The sequence below is a fragment of the Psychrobacillus sp. Z3-81 genome, assembly GCF_056620325.1.
Genome location: NZ_JBWQPU010000002.1, coordinates 62815 through 75051, shown reverse-complemented (window position 1 = coordinate 75051; position 12237 = coordinate 62815). Strand labels below are relative to the sequence as shown.

Below are 12237 nucleotides of genomic sequence, written 5' to 3'. Positions count from 1 at the left end.
TTCCCTCCATTACTTGGTTGCTAACTCTTCTAAATACGACCATCTTTCAATAAGCTGCTCATATGTTTCATTTGCTTTTTCCAGTTTTTCGGTTAATTCTCTTACCAAATCGTAATTGGCTCCGGCGTTTGTAAGCTGCTCTTCTAGCTCCATAATGAGCTGCTCAGCCTTCTCGATTTCTCCACCAATTGCTTCCCATTCTCTTTGTTCCTTATAGGAAAGCTTCTTCTTTTCCTTTTGTGGCTTTACAGTTGGTTCTTCTTTCTTCACCGGCTGTTCTTTTTCTGCTGTTTTATTTTCCTCTAAATAATCGGAGTAAACACCCAACCATTCCTTTACTGTCCCATCTCCATTTACTATCCAAAGCTTTTTGGCAATTCTGTCTAAGAAAAAGCGGTCGTGGGAAATGGTGATAACAACACCTGGAAACGATTCAATAAAGTCCTCAAGCACAGACAAGGTTTGGATGTCCAAATCATTTGTAGGCTCGTCCAGTAACAATACATTGGGCTGCTCCATCAACATTTTTAGTAGAATCAGCCTCTTCTTCTCTCCTCCACTGAGTTTGCCTATTTGAGTACCATGTGTGTGTAGGGGAAATAAAAAACGTTCCAGCATTTGAGCTGCAGATAACTTCTCACCAGATGATACTTCAATTGAGTTAGAAGACTCTCTAATATATTCAATCATACGTGTTTGCTCGTTTAGTGGTGGTAGCTGCTGGGAAAAATGTTTCAGCTTAACAGTGGAACCAACAATGATTTCTCCACTGTCTAAAGCTAATTCACCCGCAAGCATCTTTAGCAACGTACTTTTGCCAGCTCCATTTGGTCCCACGATGCCAATTCTGTCACCAGCCTGTAGAAGAAAGGAAAAATCCTCTACGATTTTCTTTGAACCAAAGCTTTTAGATATATTCTTGCCTTCTAGTACCTGCTTCCCTAAGCGAGAGGAAGCTAGCTCCATGTCCAAAGATTGGGACCCACTATTTCTATCTATCTTCGAGTCTAACTCTTCAAAGCGATCAATTCTAGCCTTTTGCTTGGTCGTCCTAGCCTTTGCCCCTCTTCGAATCCATTTCAATTCATTCCGGTAAAGGTTTTGCAGCTTTTGCTGGGATGCTGCATTCATTTCTTCTCTTAATGCCTTCGATTCAAGGTAATCTGCATAGTTTCCAGTATGCGTATATAGTTGCTTGTCAGCCAGCTCGTATATATGAGTAGCAACTGCATCCAGAAAGTATCTGTCATGAGTGACAAAAATCATCGCACCATTTATTCGCTGAAGCGTTTCCTGAAGCCAGTCTGTGGATTCCTTATCTAGATGGTTTGTTGGCTCATCTAACAGCAACAAATCTGCCGGCTCAATTAACACCTTGGCAAGCGCCACTCTTTTTTGTTGCCCACCAGATAAATGAAGAATCGATTGCTCAAATTGCGTGATTCCAAGCTTGGTTAAAGCAGTCTTTGCAAGAGCATTTACATCCCAAGCCTCTAGCTCGTCCATTTTTTGCTGAAGGGCTAATAGATTATTTTGTAGCACCTCTGAAGTTGGGTCAGCAGATAGTCTCTTTAACGCTTCTTCATAATCTCTGTTTACTTTTAGAATAGGAGAGTCTCCACTGAACACAGTTTGAAGCACCGTTTCATCCTTCGTAAAAACAGGCTGCTGCTCTAAATAAGCAACACGAAATTTGTTTGGATGGTCACGCTCAATAGAATCTGCCTCCAGTTCTCCTGCAATAATGGATAAAAAGGTAGACTTCCCCGTTCCATTAATACCAATCAAACCAGCTCTGTGCTGATTATGTATCGTGAAGGAGATGTTTTCAAAAAGCGTCTTCTCTCCTACTGTTTTTGTTAAATTGGATATGATTAAATGACTCATATATCTTCTCCTACTTCTTTTCTAAATTGTTCTAAAAATTGTTCCATGAACTGATGTCTTTCCATAGCAAGCTCTTGCCCTCTCTTTGTGAGCATTCCCTTAGATAATTTTAACAGCTTCTCATAAAAGTGTGTCACTGAGGAGGTTGCTTTGGACCGATACTCTTCCTCCGTCATTTCTTCTCTTGCTTGCTCACTAGAATCATAAAGCTTTCGGCTTTTTGCTCCTCCATACGCGAAGGTTCGCGCTATCCCAATAGCACCGATTGCATCCAATCGATCCGCATCTCTAACGATTCTCGCTTCTACCGACTCGGCAGGTAGCTCATGCCCACCATTAAAGGAGACAGATTGAATGATTCGCTGGATTTGTTCCTTCTTTTCCTTATCTAGTGATAGCTTCTCTAGTATGGAGACCTCTAACTCTTTCCCATTAGAATATTTTGGGTCACTTACATCGTGCAGCAAGACGGAGAGAAGCACTAGCTCCTTGTCAGCCTGCTCTTCATCCTTTAAAATTTCCATTGCATTATTCCTGACTCTTTGTATATGTTGAAAATCATGGCTAGCATCAAATTTTTCATAGATTCCTTTTACTAGCGACTCACAATAAGTAACCGTGTCCATAAGTATCTCCTTTCTTGCAAATAAAATCTATGTATACGTTCTACAGAAACGAAGATCTAAGCAATAGTTAATGTTTACTAGCTTACTCGTAATCCCGATTTGTATTTCTATTATAACAAAATTTATAGAGTGACCGTAGCAGGCCCACTTAAAAGTCTCTATATAAGTGAATTGTTAAATAAAACAACAAATAATTGACAGTTTGTGTCACTTTCTGTATAGTGAAACTATCCATTTTCAGAATTTTTGGTGGATTAAGGGAGGAACAGAATGCAACAGGGGAAGGTAAAATGGTTTAATAATGAGAAGGGCTACGGCTTTATCGAATACAATGACGGCGAGGATGTGTTTGTTCACTTTACCGGCATACAAGGGGACGGGTTTAAAGCCTTGGAAGAAGGACAACTTGTTACTTTTGAAATTGTAGAAGGAAATCGCGGTCCTCAAGCTGCTAATGTGATCAAGCAGCAATAATACGTCCTTCCCTGGGATCTTTTCCAGGGTTTTTTATTTGGACTCTGTAAGCCTCTGACCAAATTCCTTTATTTCCTCTCCAACGGTACAGTCTTTAATACAGAAATGATGGGCTTTTGTCTTCCCTCTTTCCCTACGAAGCTGAGCTTTTACCAAACAGCCATCACAATATGTTTGCAGTAAATGATCAATTTCATTCATAATATCTGTATGCTTCATATACTTAATCGCTCCTTGAAGTTAATATTTATTGATTGTACAACTAGACTTCTCGTCCTTGCAAGTAATGAAGACGGATTAATAAAGGGGAAATTTGATGCTAGAAGTATATATTGACGGCTCTACAATTGGAAATCCAGGTCCCAGTGGAATTGGAGTTTTCATTAAAGGAGAAGGCCACCATATTAAAATAAGCGAATATATAGGAGAATATACAAATCATACAACGGAATTTTTAGCCTTATTACGAGCTGTTGAAGAAGTGCAAAAGCTCTCCCCTTCCATCGTATCGGTAAGAACGGATTCTCAAGCCGTTTTAGCTGCAGTAGAAAAACGATATGCTAAAAACGAAGAATTTGCAGAAATTCTCAAAAAAATCCTGGCTATAGCCGATACGTTTGATTTATTTTTTATCAAATGGATTCCTGACGAGCAAAACAAAGCAGCCCATGCTCTAGCTCGTGAAGCTGTTGCAAAAGGGACATCTCAATAGGAAGGTATACGGTTTTAGAAAGAAAAACAGATCAACTTACATTATGTTGGTCTGTTTTTTCATTTATTTGGTCCATCTATTAAATAGTGTTGTATTTTATTGGAATTTAAAGCAATATGGTAATTAAAGGATATTTATTTAGAAGGGGGAATTGCTTTGCATTTAATGATATCCATAGTTCTTTCAGGACTTTTAGGGGCAGTACTCTTTTTGATGGGTCCATTTGGTGTCGTCATTGGTTTTGGTATTGTGGTAGGCATCTTATTTAGAGGCTTATACTTATTAGCTGATATCCAAAAGAGGCTATCCAGAGTGACCCCAAAACCAGATAAGGTAAAGGATGCTCTGGAGGAATATTTAAAGGAACGAGCTTGAAATTGAACTGCAAGCAGGATAAGTCGGTCATCTTGAAAAGGGTGATCTGATTGTCTCAAAGTTGGCCTCAGATAGAAAATTGGAAATAATCATGTCTGTTTATCTATGTTTTTAGCTGTTCACTTACCCTCACGGAACCTTTTATTCATACCACTACATTAGTTAAGTAATCTATCGGTTTTTATTATTCTCCCTCAGCTTGCGTATTGTACGCTGCCTCAATCGTTTGTTTTGTGCGATTCAAAAAGCTGACAATCGCATCATCTTTTCCAAATAGCTGAAATAAAATCAATAAAGGATTTTTCGGTTTGTTTACCGATGTATAAATAAAGGTTGTCGTTCCATCTGGATTACTTTTTAGCTCATAAGCAGTCTTCATATTAAAACGATTGCTTAACACAAAGCTCTCCTCAATAACTTTGTAATCTTCTGTGTCCTCATATTTCGTAATCGTAATATCATACGTATCCGAATAAGTTGTAAGTTTATATGTCTGTTTGAATGTAGACCCCACAATGGTATTTGTTAGATTTGTATACTCTTCTTCCTCTATTTTAGGAAAGATTGCTTTCTTCTTCTCCAAATTCCCATAAAAGTAGGACCAAGCAAATTCGATTGGAACGTCTATCTGAATCTCTCTTTTCCATTTTTTCATGCTATTTGCTCCTTATGTAAGTTATGTTACTTCTATCATAGCACAAAAAAACAGACTCCCGAAAGAGTCTGTTCAAGTTATTGGTTTAAAATTAAGCTTTAACTACGTTAGTAGCTTGAAGACCACGTTGGCCTTGCTCGATTTCAAATGTCACTTCTTGACCTTCATCAAGAGTTTTGAAACCGTCGCTTTGGATAGCTGAGAAGTGTACAAATACATCGTCTCCGCCTTCGCGCTCGATGAATCCGAATCCTTTTTCTGAGTTAAACCATTTTACTTTACCTTGTTCCATGTTTGTTTCCTCCTCGTATGCTAACTGCAGCATACATTTTGTTACTATCCTTGCTCAACACTGTTAAGTAAAAGTGTTGCCACCTACTAACTAACCGAACAAAAATAATCCTCTTATAATATAACATGGTAAAACTTATATTGCAACCAATTTACCGAAATTTTTTATACATTTTCCACCAAAGCACCAATTGCTCCACTATAACCATGTTTTTCAAGAAAGATAGGATTCTTCCCTTTTAGTTTTGTGTAGGATTCGATAATTTCTTTCAAAAGCTCGTTTTCCTCCAGCGTTGAACCAATAAAGATGATATCTTCCACATCATTCGATTCTGCGGCCTGAATGCAAAGCGTAGCTACTACTTCCCCAATAAGCCCTTGGATACCTGCAAGTAGATCAGCATGGACGTTAGCTTCTGAGCTTTTTAATGAAACTCCGCCAAAGTTACTTGCTGTTAAAGAGCCCTTAATAGGTAGCTTATTGTCTTTATAAATATCGCTCACTAAAACATCTATTGACGAACGTTTTCCTTCTTTAGATAGCGATATAATTTTTTGATAGTCGGAGATTCCGGTAGTACTAACCGCAAGGCCCATTAGCGTACCACCGCCTACGCCTGTCCCACCAATTCTTATATGATTATTCTTACTCATTTTATGTATAGATGTTCCCGTTCCGATATTTGCAATAATAGCTGAGTTGATTTCGATTTCCTCTTGCTGCAGCTGATAGAAGACCCCGTTCATTGTAGCATCGAATTCTACTATGTATGGTATATCCTTCTCTGATGATAGGAATTTTTTTAATTGTTCCGCACGACCGCCAGTCAGACATATAGAAGCATTAGGATGATGTTTTGTTATCCAATCCTTTACAGCCTGAAAATTAGAGGAAAGGAAATGTTGGAAGCACATCTCCCCTTCTTCGTTTGAATATGCAATCTTTATTAAAGTTCCTCCAGCATCTATCCCTAATCTTACAGCCATGTTCATTCCCCTTTGATAATGCTTATTTTATCCAGTTGCCAACGATAGGATATTGAAAATAGTCATCATTCAATGCTTTTACAATTCCTATTATCGGTATGACAAATGCCATTATACCAAAGATTATAAGCATTGGAATACCAATTAAAAAAATTACCAAAAACGCAGAGATTGTCATTAAACCATACATTACTAGCTGAAATAGAACCGCCTCCAGCGACAATCTTCTAATTTCCGAACTATCTATCAATAAATACAACAAAAAAGGTACCAAGAATGGGGCAAACCAGGTACTTGCATGTAGCAGCACTTTGAATCCTTTGTTCTCCAATTGATAAGCTCCTTTACAATTTATTATTGTCTTGCATAGGGTTTTTGATACTAACATCCGGTCAAGAATGGCAGCAATAAATGGCAGTTGATAGGCTCCACTCGAGTTGTCGGCAGCTAGAATCCTGGAAATGCATTATTCTCTGTTAGTGGGATGCTGACTTTGCAAGGAATCTCTTATTCTAGGATTGCCGGCTGGCCAATTAGCTAGTACACGGGATGCGTTACTCTCAGTTAGAGACTACTTACTCTCGTTCGGGATGTCGTTACTCTCATTCGAGCTAGCTTTACTCTCGGATAGCAGCAATTTATTCTCATTCAAGGGGAATACTCTCGTTCAGGGAAGATTTATTCTCGGATAGCACACATTTATTCTCGTTCAGTAATGATAGCCCGCTCGCTAGCAGAAATAGGGTCCATTTATCGAAGCAACTTGATTGCCAGATAGGCGAAGCCGCCCCCATTTTAGTCTTTATTCTCGGATGGTCCGCTAATAGACTCAGATAGGCAGAAATCACTCCCTATTAATCAAGCCACTTGACCACGTGGATGCGTTACTCTCAGTTAGAGACTACTTACTCTCGTTCGGGATGTCGTTACTCTCATTCGAGCTAGCTTTACTCTCGGATAGCAGCGATTTATTCTCATTCAAACCATTTACTCTCAGTCGGGGGCAGTTTACTCTCGGATAGCACACATTTATTCTCATTCAGTAATGATAACCCGCTTGCCAGCAGAAAACGGAATCCATTAATCGAAGCAACTTGATTGCCAGATAGGCGAAGCCGCCCCCATTTATGTCTTTATTCTCCGTCGGTCCGCTAATAGACTCAGATAGGCAGAAATCACTCCCTATTGATCAAGCCGCTTGACCACGTGGATGCGTTACTCTCAGTTAGAGAGTACTTTCTCTCGTTCGGGGTGTCGTTACTCTCATTCGAGCTCACTTTACTCTCGGATAGCAGCAATTTATTCTCATTCAAGTCGTTTACTCTCAGTCGGAGGCAGTTTACTCTCGGTTAGGTGGAATTTACTCTCAGTTAGCGATATGCCAACTTCCTCGTCCTAGGCAAGCTGCTTAGCCTCGGAGGTACCCCTTACAAGAGGTCCCACCTACCAGGTCATACTCGGCTTACTCGTAGGTGTACACCCCCATCCTTCTATCCTATTCAGTTAGACAGAAATCGATTCAACCTCGACCGTCGTAGACTACTTGTCCGTTGACAATAGTCATGATTGCTTTTCGGTCCAATATATTCTCTTTTGTTATCACTTGATCAAATATGGTGAAGTCAGCATCATATCCGATTGCTATTTTCCCACGGCGGTGCTCCTTGCCGATTGCCTTTGCACTTCCCAATGTGTAAAGAGCAATTGCCTCAAAAACGGTAAGCGATTGCTGAGGTAGCCACTTGTTGTTGATTGCAGCGTCTAAGCCTAGAATTGGGTCAGCATTCTCTATAGGAGAATCGGAACCACCCGAGCATTCGAGACCTTCTTGAAGTAGGGTTTTCCATGCGTAGGAATACGCTAGACGGCTGTCCCCCAGTCGTTCAGCTGCCCAAGGGAAATCGGAAGGGACAAATATAGGTTGGATGTCTAATACCACTGGCAGTCGTTTCATTCGTTCAATGAGATCCGCCCGTAAGATATTTACATGTATCAGACGATCCTTTTTCCCGGCAGGAACCGAAAATTCTTCTATTATATCTAGTATCATCTCTGTAGCCTTGTCCCCAATTACGTGAACCGCAATATTTTCATTGTGTTTCCTTGCCAGCTGCACGAAACTTCTCAGCTCTTCTAATGAATGGACAGCTAATCCCTTGTTACCCGGCTCATCTGCATAATCGTCCGTTAATAGGGCAGTTCTGCCTCCAAGCGAACCATCTATAAATATTTTCATTGCACCAAACTCTAGAAAATCCTCTTCCTGCTCCCCAGACATTTCTTCAAAGACAAGGTGATGCCTTAAGAGATGAAGTCTGAAATCACCGGCAATCGCTCTACGATAAGCTTCTAATGGAACGGAATAATGCCCATAATAAGACATGTCCTCTGTGTGCGCTCCGGTAAAGCCCATTTTTTGAAGATCCTTCACGCTTTTTGTAATGACCTCCGTTAAATATTCACTAGTTACAGGTGGTATGGCATCCGTTATTAGCTTTTGTGCCTCGTCATAGAACAGTCCGTTTAACCGTCCATGTTCATCTCTACCAATGACGCCCCCCTTTGGATTTTCAGTGTCTTCCGTGACTCCTGCTAGCTCCATTGCTTTTTTATTGGCAACTAGAACATGTCTGCATATTCTCTTCAAGACAACAGTAGTATCTTCCACGATCTGGAGGTCAGCTGCTGTTATGACCCGCTTCTCCTCCAAGCGGTTGTCATCCCAGCCTTCTGCAATAAACCATTGCCCCTTAGTGAGTCGATTTTCGACACTTTCTATTATTTCTTTTATAGAAGGCTCTTTCGATAAATCATAATAGGAGAGCTTTTCTCCATGGCCAATTAAATGAATATGACTATCAACAAAACCGGGATACATAGCAGCCCCTTGCAACGACACTACTCGATCAGCATAGGGAGCTATTTCTTCCTTAGTCCCTACTCTGGTGATTTTACCGTTCTCCGTCAATATGGCCTCCACTTGGTCCCCTTCAGCTATCATCGTGATTATTTCTCCATCCGCCCACATCGTTTTCATTCTTTCTTCTCCTTCTTAGCTGCCAAATCATCCACTAAGTACTCTACGGCTCTTCGATAAAGAGTGCTGATATTAGATAATGCCACAATTAAGAGAAGCTGGTGATGTAAATCATCCATCTCAGTAACTTCCATTTTCTTTTCTAATGATTCAATACTCGAAAGTACCATTTGTGAATGACTTTCCTGCTCCTCCGTTACGAAAGAATAAAAATCCTCCAAACGAATATTCTCTTCCTTTAATGGTTCCAGTACACTTTTAATATCATTAATTGATAAGGAACCCTTTAACTGGTAGATCAGACTGATCAGCATAATGTGTTCCTTTGAGTACTTCTTGTTTTTGATTGGAAAAAGGAGTTTTCCTTTTGCGTAATTATTGATCATTGTCTTTGTGAGGACTTTGTCTTCATCGTTTCTTAAGGAAGTATGATATTTGGAATCAAATAATTGAATGACTTGATCCATATACAAATCTATATCTGGAATGTCATTCGGAAGAATCCTGTCATCTTGCGAAAATTTTTCTTCTATTTTTTTATAAGAACTCATGTTTAAACCTCCAAGAGTGGGTATAACCATAATAGTAACGTAATTATCTGAATACGTAAATCTTGACTATTAATCGTTATGCATATATCATAATAAGTAGTTATAGAAACTACATATAGTGATGGAGGAGATTAGATGCATAATTTTATCAGGGAACCGTTTAATAGTTTATCCCATTTGTTTGGTGCTGTTCTTGGTGTCTTTGGGCTTGTTGCTATGCTGTTCAAGGTAATAGAGCAAGGAGGGACCCCTCTATCGATAACCGCAGTACTCATTTTTGGGATTAGTATGATTGTTCTTTATGCAGCTTCAGGAATCTACCATGCAGTAATTGCAAAGGACAACGTCATCCAATTGTTGAGACGCATAGACCATGCGATGATCTATCTTTTAATCGCTGGAACTTATGCTCCGTTCTGTTTAATTACTTTAAAAGGTGTGACAGGATATACGTTATTCCTCATCATCTCTACCCTTGCAATTAGCGGCATCATCTTTAAGATGATTTGGTTTAATTGTCCTAGATGGGTTTCAACAGCACTTTACATAGGAATGGGCTGGATTATCATCTTTCTTATTTCCCCGCTTATGGATAGTCTCGGTGCTGGTGGATTAATCTATTTAGTTCTAGGTGGCGTTCTTTATACCATCGGAGGAGTAATTTACGGGTTAAAGCCTAATATTTCCTTTATTAAACGTTTAGGATTTCATGAGATCTTCCATTTATTTATTCTACTAGGTACGATTTGTCATTTTATTTGTATATATGTTTATGTATTATAAGGAAAGCGCCTCGTCATTGGACGGGCGTTTTTTTATGGATTAAATTGCCACCTGGAAGAAAAATTTGCTATGATGCAATATAGGATGGTGAGGAGAAAATGGAATCGAAGCTTATTATTTTAAGGGGAAATTCAGGTAGCGGGAAAACTACAATAGCGAAAGCGCTTCAAGCGTATTTTGGAGAAGGAACACTTTTAGTATCCCAAGATATGATTAGAAGAAATATGCTTTTGGCCAGAGATAGAAAAGGAAATCTGTCCATTGAGTTAATCAAGCAAATTACAGAGTACGGCAAAGGTAAGTGCCAGTATGTAATTCTAGAGGGAATACTAACTTCTAGCAGATACAAGGATATGATTCTGGACTTAATTAGCCATTATGAGAACAATACATATACCTATTATTTTGACCTAAGCTTTGAAGAAACAGTAAGAAGGCATAGCTCGAGAGAAAAGGCAGCAAAATTTGGCGAAGACTCATTGCGTGAATGGTGGAACGCAGGTGATTATCTAGATGTAGGAGGAGAAACACTCTTTACTGATAACATGACGAAAGAAGATATTCTTGGGGTTATTCTAGAACAACTAGAAGTACAAAAAATAAGCTTGAAGTGACGCTACTTCAAGCTCATTTGTTTTCTATATCAAAGGTATAGCCAGGTGGTGATTGTAGCTTCATTCTTTCTAGCTCCAATCTCATCTTTTCAGTTTCCATAATAAAATTATCGTTTTTTATTCTTTCTAATTCTAGCTGGTCCTTTATCACAGAAGCTTTTATTCTTTGTCTTTCTTCTAAATGCGAAGTAATTAACTTCGTAATAGGTACACCGATTAAAAGTAAAACAATCCACATCATATTCCATCATCCTTCCTATTCATTCGCAGCTTCTATCGTTAGTTCTACATCTATCTCCACGTTTCCTTTAAGTGCCCTACTGATCATACAATTTTCTTCTGCCTTGTAGGCTATTTTGGTTGCAACAGATAAATCTTTTGCATTTGTCACAACTAAATATGGCCGATGCTGTATCCGTTGATATGTAAAAACTCCATTGGTCACATCAACAAAGGCCGTAGATTCTACCTGCAGTTTTTCTTTTGGAATTTTACTTCTCTCCAGCATGGCGGCGAGTGTGATGATATAACAGGTTGTAGCTGCTCCTAACAGCATTTCATCTGGGTTTGTTCCGATTTCTGGTCCATCCATCTCTTTTGGAATGGAGATTTTGGTATGAAGATTCTTTGTCTCAATGGTTCCTACGTCATTTCTATTTCCCGGCCAGTCAGCCTTTAAATGAAATTGGTGTACGGTCAAATCTATCTACCCCTTTATGTGTACTTGAAAAATCTTCTGAATCTATTATGATTAATAGGAGAAAGTAGGGATTCACTTTGTTAAAAAATTACGGAAAAATCACCATTTCTATTATCGTATTATCCATGTTCCTTTTAATCTTAGGCGTTCGATACGTGCTTGGCCAGGATTTAGTTCTGATGAATTTCATTGCCTTTGCAGCCTTTTCCATCGTTGTTGGGGTATTTGCAGGGGCGCTTCTTATTTATAAATTAAATAAGGCATTTTATTTGTTTACGCTTGGATTGGCAATTGGTTTCATTGATTTGTTTCGTTCTTTCATTATCGATGCAAATGGTGAAGGAGATGTGTTAGGTATCCTTTCCTTATTCATCTTTACTTCCTTTGGCTTGGTTATCGGTTTTATTGTGGAAGGAATCTTATATATCCTGAAAAAGAGCAAGGAACAATAATTCCTGCTCTTTATTCAGCATATCCTTATCCGTTTTCCAATAAAAAACACTTACAATTTTAAACGATCAATTGTAAGTGCCAACTTAAACTTT

Annotated in this window: 17 protein-coding genes; 6 read left to right on the top strand and 11 right to left on the bottom strand. The window is 39.0% G+C overall.

The features are described 5' to 3' along the window. Positions 1 to 9 precede the first annotated feature (9 nt). Together AC1ECF_RS02470 and AC1ECF_RS02465 are read right to left on the bottom strand one after the other, a co-directional pair. Entirely contained in the window at positions 10 to 1887 is a 1878-nt protein-coding gene (locus tag AC1ECF_RS02470; protein ID WP_480387808.1) for an ABC-F family ATP-binding cassette domain-containing protein, read from the bottom strand. Beyond that, positions 1884 to 2513 (bottom strand): HD domain-containing protein, encoded by a 630-nt coding sequence (locus tag AC1ECF_RS02465; protein WP_480387807.1) that lies wholly within the window; start codon positions 2511 to 2513, stop codon positions 1884 to 1886. The genes AC1ECF_RS02470 and AC1ECF_RS02465 overlap by 4 nt, the downstream gene beginning before the upstream one ends. Positions 2514 to 2783: 270 nt before the next feature. Between AC1ECF_RS02465 and AC1ECF_RS02460 the strand changes: the two genes are divergently transcribed. Beyond that, a complete protein-coding gene (locus AC1ECF_RS02460) occupies positions 2784 to 2987 on the top strand; it encodes a cold-shock protein (RefSeq protein ID WP_480387806.1) in 204 nt (67 codons plus the stop codon). A 33-nt stretch (positions 2988 to 3020) separates the two neighbouring features. On the opposite strand, the gene AC1ECF_RS02455 is transcribed toward AC1ECF_RS02460, so the two are convergent. Then, positions 3021 to 3206: a zinc-finger domain-containing protein gene (locus tag AC1ECF_RS02455; protein WP_480387805.1), complete on the bottom strand. Its 186-nt coding sequence runs from the start codon at positions 3204 to 3206 to the stop codon at positions 3021 to 3023. A 97-nt stretch (positions 3207 to 3303) separates the two neighbouring features. Here AC1ECF_RS02455 and AC1ECF_RS02450 point away from each other — a divergent pair, with 97 nt between their 5' ends. Both AC1ECF_RS02450 and AC1ECF_RS02445 read left to right on the top strand, forming a co-directional pair. Beyond that, the gene (locus tag AC1ECF_RS02450) at positions 3304 to 3699 is read left to right on the top strand and encodes a reverse transcriptase-like protein (RefSeq protein ID WP_480387804.1); all 396 of its coding nucleotides are present in this window, start codon (positions 3304 to 3306) and stop codon (positions 3697 to 3699) included. A gap of 165 nt (positions 3700 to 3864) precedes the next feature. Continuing rightward, positions 3865 to 4074, top strand: coding sequence for a hypothetical protein (locus AC1ECF_RS02445; RefSeq protein ID WP_480388105.1), 210 nt, complete (start codon positions 3865 to 3867; stop codon positions 4072 to 4074). A 184-nt stretch (positions 4075 to 4258) separates the two neighbouring features. Here AC1ECF_RS02445 and AC1ECF_RS02440 read toward each other — a convergent pair whose 3' ends face one another. The 6 genes from AC1ECF_RS02440 to AC1ECF_RS02415 form a co-directional block, all read right to left on the bottom strand. Beyond that, on the bottom strand, positions 4259 to 4729 hold the full coding sequence (locus AC1ECF_RS02440; RefSeq protein ID WP_480387803.1) for an SRPBCC family protein: 471 nt from the start codon (positions 4727 to 4729) through the stop codon (positions 4259 to 4261). Between the two features lie 91 nt (positions 4730 to 4820). Next, complete coding sequence (locus tag AC1ECF_RS02435) at positions 4821 to 5021, bottom strand: cold-shock protein (RefSeq protein ID WP_480387802.1); 201 nt, start codon at positions 5019 to 5021, stop codon at positions 4821 to 4823. 164 nt (positions 5022 to 5185) lie between these two features. Then, entirely contained in the window at positions 5186 to 6007 is an 822-nt protein-coding gene (gene coaW / locus AC1ECF_RS02430) for a type II pantothenate kinase (protein WP_480387801.1), read from the bottom strand. A 22-nt stretch (positions 6008 to 6029) separates the two neighbouring features. Continuing rightward, positions 6030 to 6338 carry a magnetosome magnetite crystal formation protein family gene (locus AC1ECF_RS02425; protein ID WP_480387800.1) on the bottom strand — a complete coding sequence of 103 codons (309 nt, stop codon included), beginning with the start codon at positions 6336 to 6338 and terminating at the stop codon, positions 6030 to 6032. A gap of 1188 nt (positions 6339 to 7526) precedes the next feature. After that, positions 7527 to 9044 (bottom strand): amidohydrolase, encoded by a 1518-nt coding sequence (locus AC1ECF_RS02420; RefSeq protein WP_480387799.1) that lies wholly within the window; start codon positions 9042 to 9044, stop codon positions 7527 to 7529. Next, a complete protein-coding gene (locus AC1ECF_RS02415; protein ID WP_480387798.1) occupies positions 9041 to 9595 on the bottom strand; it encodes a DUF1836 domain-containing protein in 555 nt (184 codons plus the stop codon). Before AC1ECF_RS02415 ends, AC1ECF_RS02420 begins: the two co-directional genes overlap by 4 nt. A gap of 135 nt (positions 9596 to 9730) precedes the next feature. Here AC1ECF_RS02415 and trhA point away from each other — a divergent pair, with 135 nt between their 5' ends. Next, positions 9731 to 10378: a PAQR family membrane homeostasis protein TrhA gene (trhA, locus tag AC1ECF_RS02410; RefSeq protein ID WP_480387797.1), complete on the top strand. Its 648-nt coding sequence runs from the start codon at positions 9731 to 9733 to the stop codon at positions 10376 to 10378. 98 nt (positions 10379 to 10476) lie between these two features. Then, positions 10477 to 10992, top strand: a complete 516-nt coding sequence (locus AC1ECF_RS02405; protein ID WP_480387796.1) for a kinase — start codon at positions 10477 to 10479, stop codon at positions 10990 to 10992. 13 nt (positions 10993 to 11005) lie between these two features. Here AC1ECF_RS02405 and AC1ECF_RS02400 read toward each other — a convergent pair whose 3' ends face one another. Continuing rightward, positions 11006 to 11233: a hypothetical protein gene (locus AC1ECF_RS02400; protein WP_480387795.1), complete on the bottom strand. Its 228-nt coding sequence runs from the start codon at positions 11231 to 11233 to the stop codon at positions 11006 to 11008. 15 nt (positions 11234 to 11248) lie between these two features. After that, positions 11249 to 11692: an OsmC family protein gene (locus AC1ECF_RS02395; protein ID WP_480387794.1), complete on the bottom strand. Its 444-nt coding sequence runs from the start codon at positions 11690 to 11692 to the stop codon at positions 11249 to 11251. A 77-nt stretch (positions 11693 to 11769) separates the two neighbouring features. Here AC1ECF_RS02395 and AC1ECF_RS02390 point away from each other — a divergent pair, with 77 nt between their 5' ends. After that, on the top strand, positions 11770 to 12144 hold the full coding sequence (locus tag AC1ECF_RS02390) for a hypothetical protein (protein ID WP_480387793.1): 375 nt from the start codon (positions 11770 to 11772) through the stop codon (positions 12142 to 12144). Positions 12145 to 12237: the final 93 nt, after the last annotated feature.

Bases quoted from the DNA above. Each gene is read 5' to 3' on its own strand.
- AC1ECF_RS02400 (WP_480387795.1), bottom strand. From the start codon at position 11,233: ATGATGTGGATTGTTTTACTTTTAATCGGTGTACCTATTACGAAGTTA.
- coaW (WP_480387801.1), bottom strand. From the start codon at position 6,007: ATGGCTGTAAGATTAGGGATAGATGCTGGAGGAACTTTAATAAAGATT.
- AC1ECF_RS02440 (WP_480387803.1), bottom strand. From the start codon at position 4,729: ATGAAAAAATGGAAAAGAGAGATTCAGATAGACGTTCCAATCGAATTT.
- AC1ECF_RS02465 (WP_480387807.1), bottom strand. From the start codon at position 2,513: ATGGACACGGTTACTTATTGTGAGTCGCTAGTAAAAGGAATCTATGAA.
- AC1ECF_RS02405 (WP_480387796.1), top strand. From the start codon at position 10,477: ATGGAATCGAAGCTTATTATTTTAAGGGGAAATTCAGGTAGCGGGAAA.
- AC1ECF_RS02450 (WP_480387804.1), top strand. From the start codon at position 3,304: ATGCTAGAAGTATATATTGACGGCTCTACAATTGGAAATCCAGGTCCC.
- trhA (WP_480387797.1), top strand. From the start codon at position 9,731: ATGCATAATTTTATCAGGGAACCGTTTAATAGTTTATCCCATTTGTTT.
- AC1ECF_RS02435 (WP_480387802.1), bottom strand. From the start codon at position 5,021: ATGGAACAAGGTAAAGTAAAATGGTTTAACTCAGAAAAAGGATTCGGA.
- AC1ECF_RS02415 (WP_480387798.1), bottom strand. From the start codon at position 9,595: ATGAGTTCTTATAAAAAAATAGAAGAAAAATTTTCGCAAGATGACAGG.
- AC1ECF_RS02445 (WP_480388105.1), top strand. From the start codon at position 3,865: ATGATATCCATAGTTCTTTCAGGACTTTTAGGGGCAGTACTCTTTTTG.
- AC1ECF_RS02455 (WP_480387805.1), bottom strand. From the start codon at position 3,206: ATGAAGCATACAGATATTATGAATGAAATTGATCATTTACTGCAAACA.
- AC1ECF_RS02420 (WP_480387799.1), bottom strand. From the start codon at position 9,044: ATGAAAACGATGTGGGCGGATGGAGAAATAATCACGATGATAGCTGAA.
- AC1ECF_RS02460 (WP_480387806.1), top strand. From the start codon at position 2,784: ATGCAACAGGGGAAGGTAAAATGGTTTAATAATGAGAAGGGCTACGGC.
- AC1ECF_RS02470 (WP_480387808.1), bottom strand. From the start codon at position 1,887: ATGAGTCATTTAATCATATCCAATTTAACAAAAACAGTAGGAGAGAAG.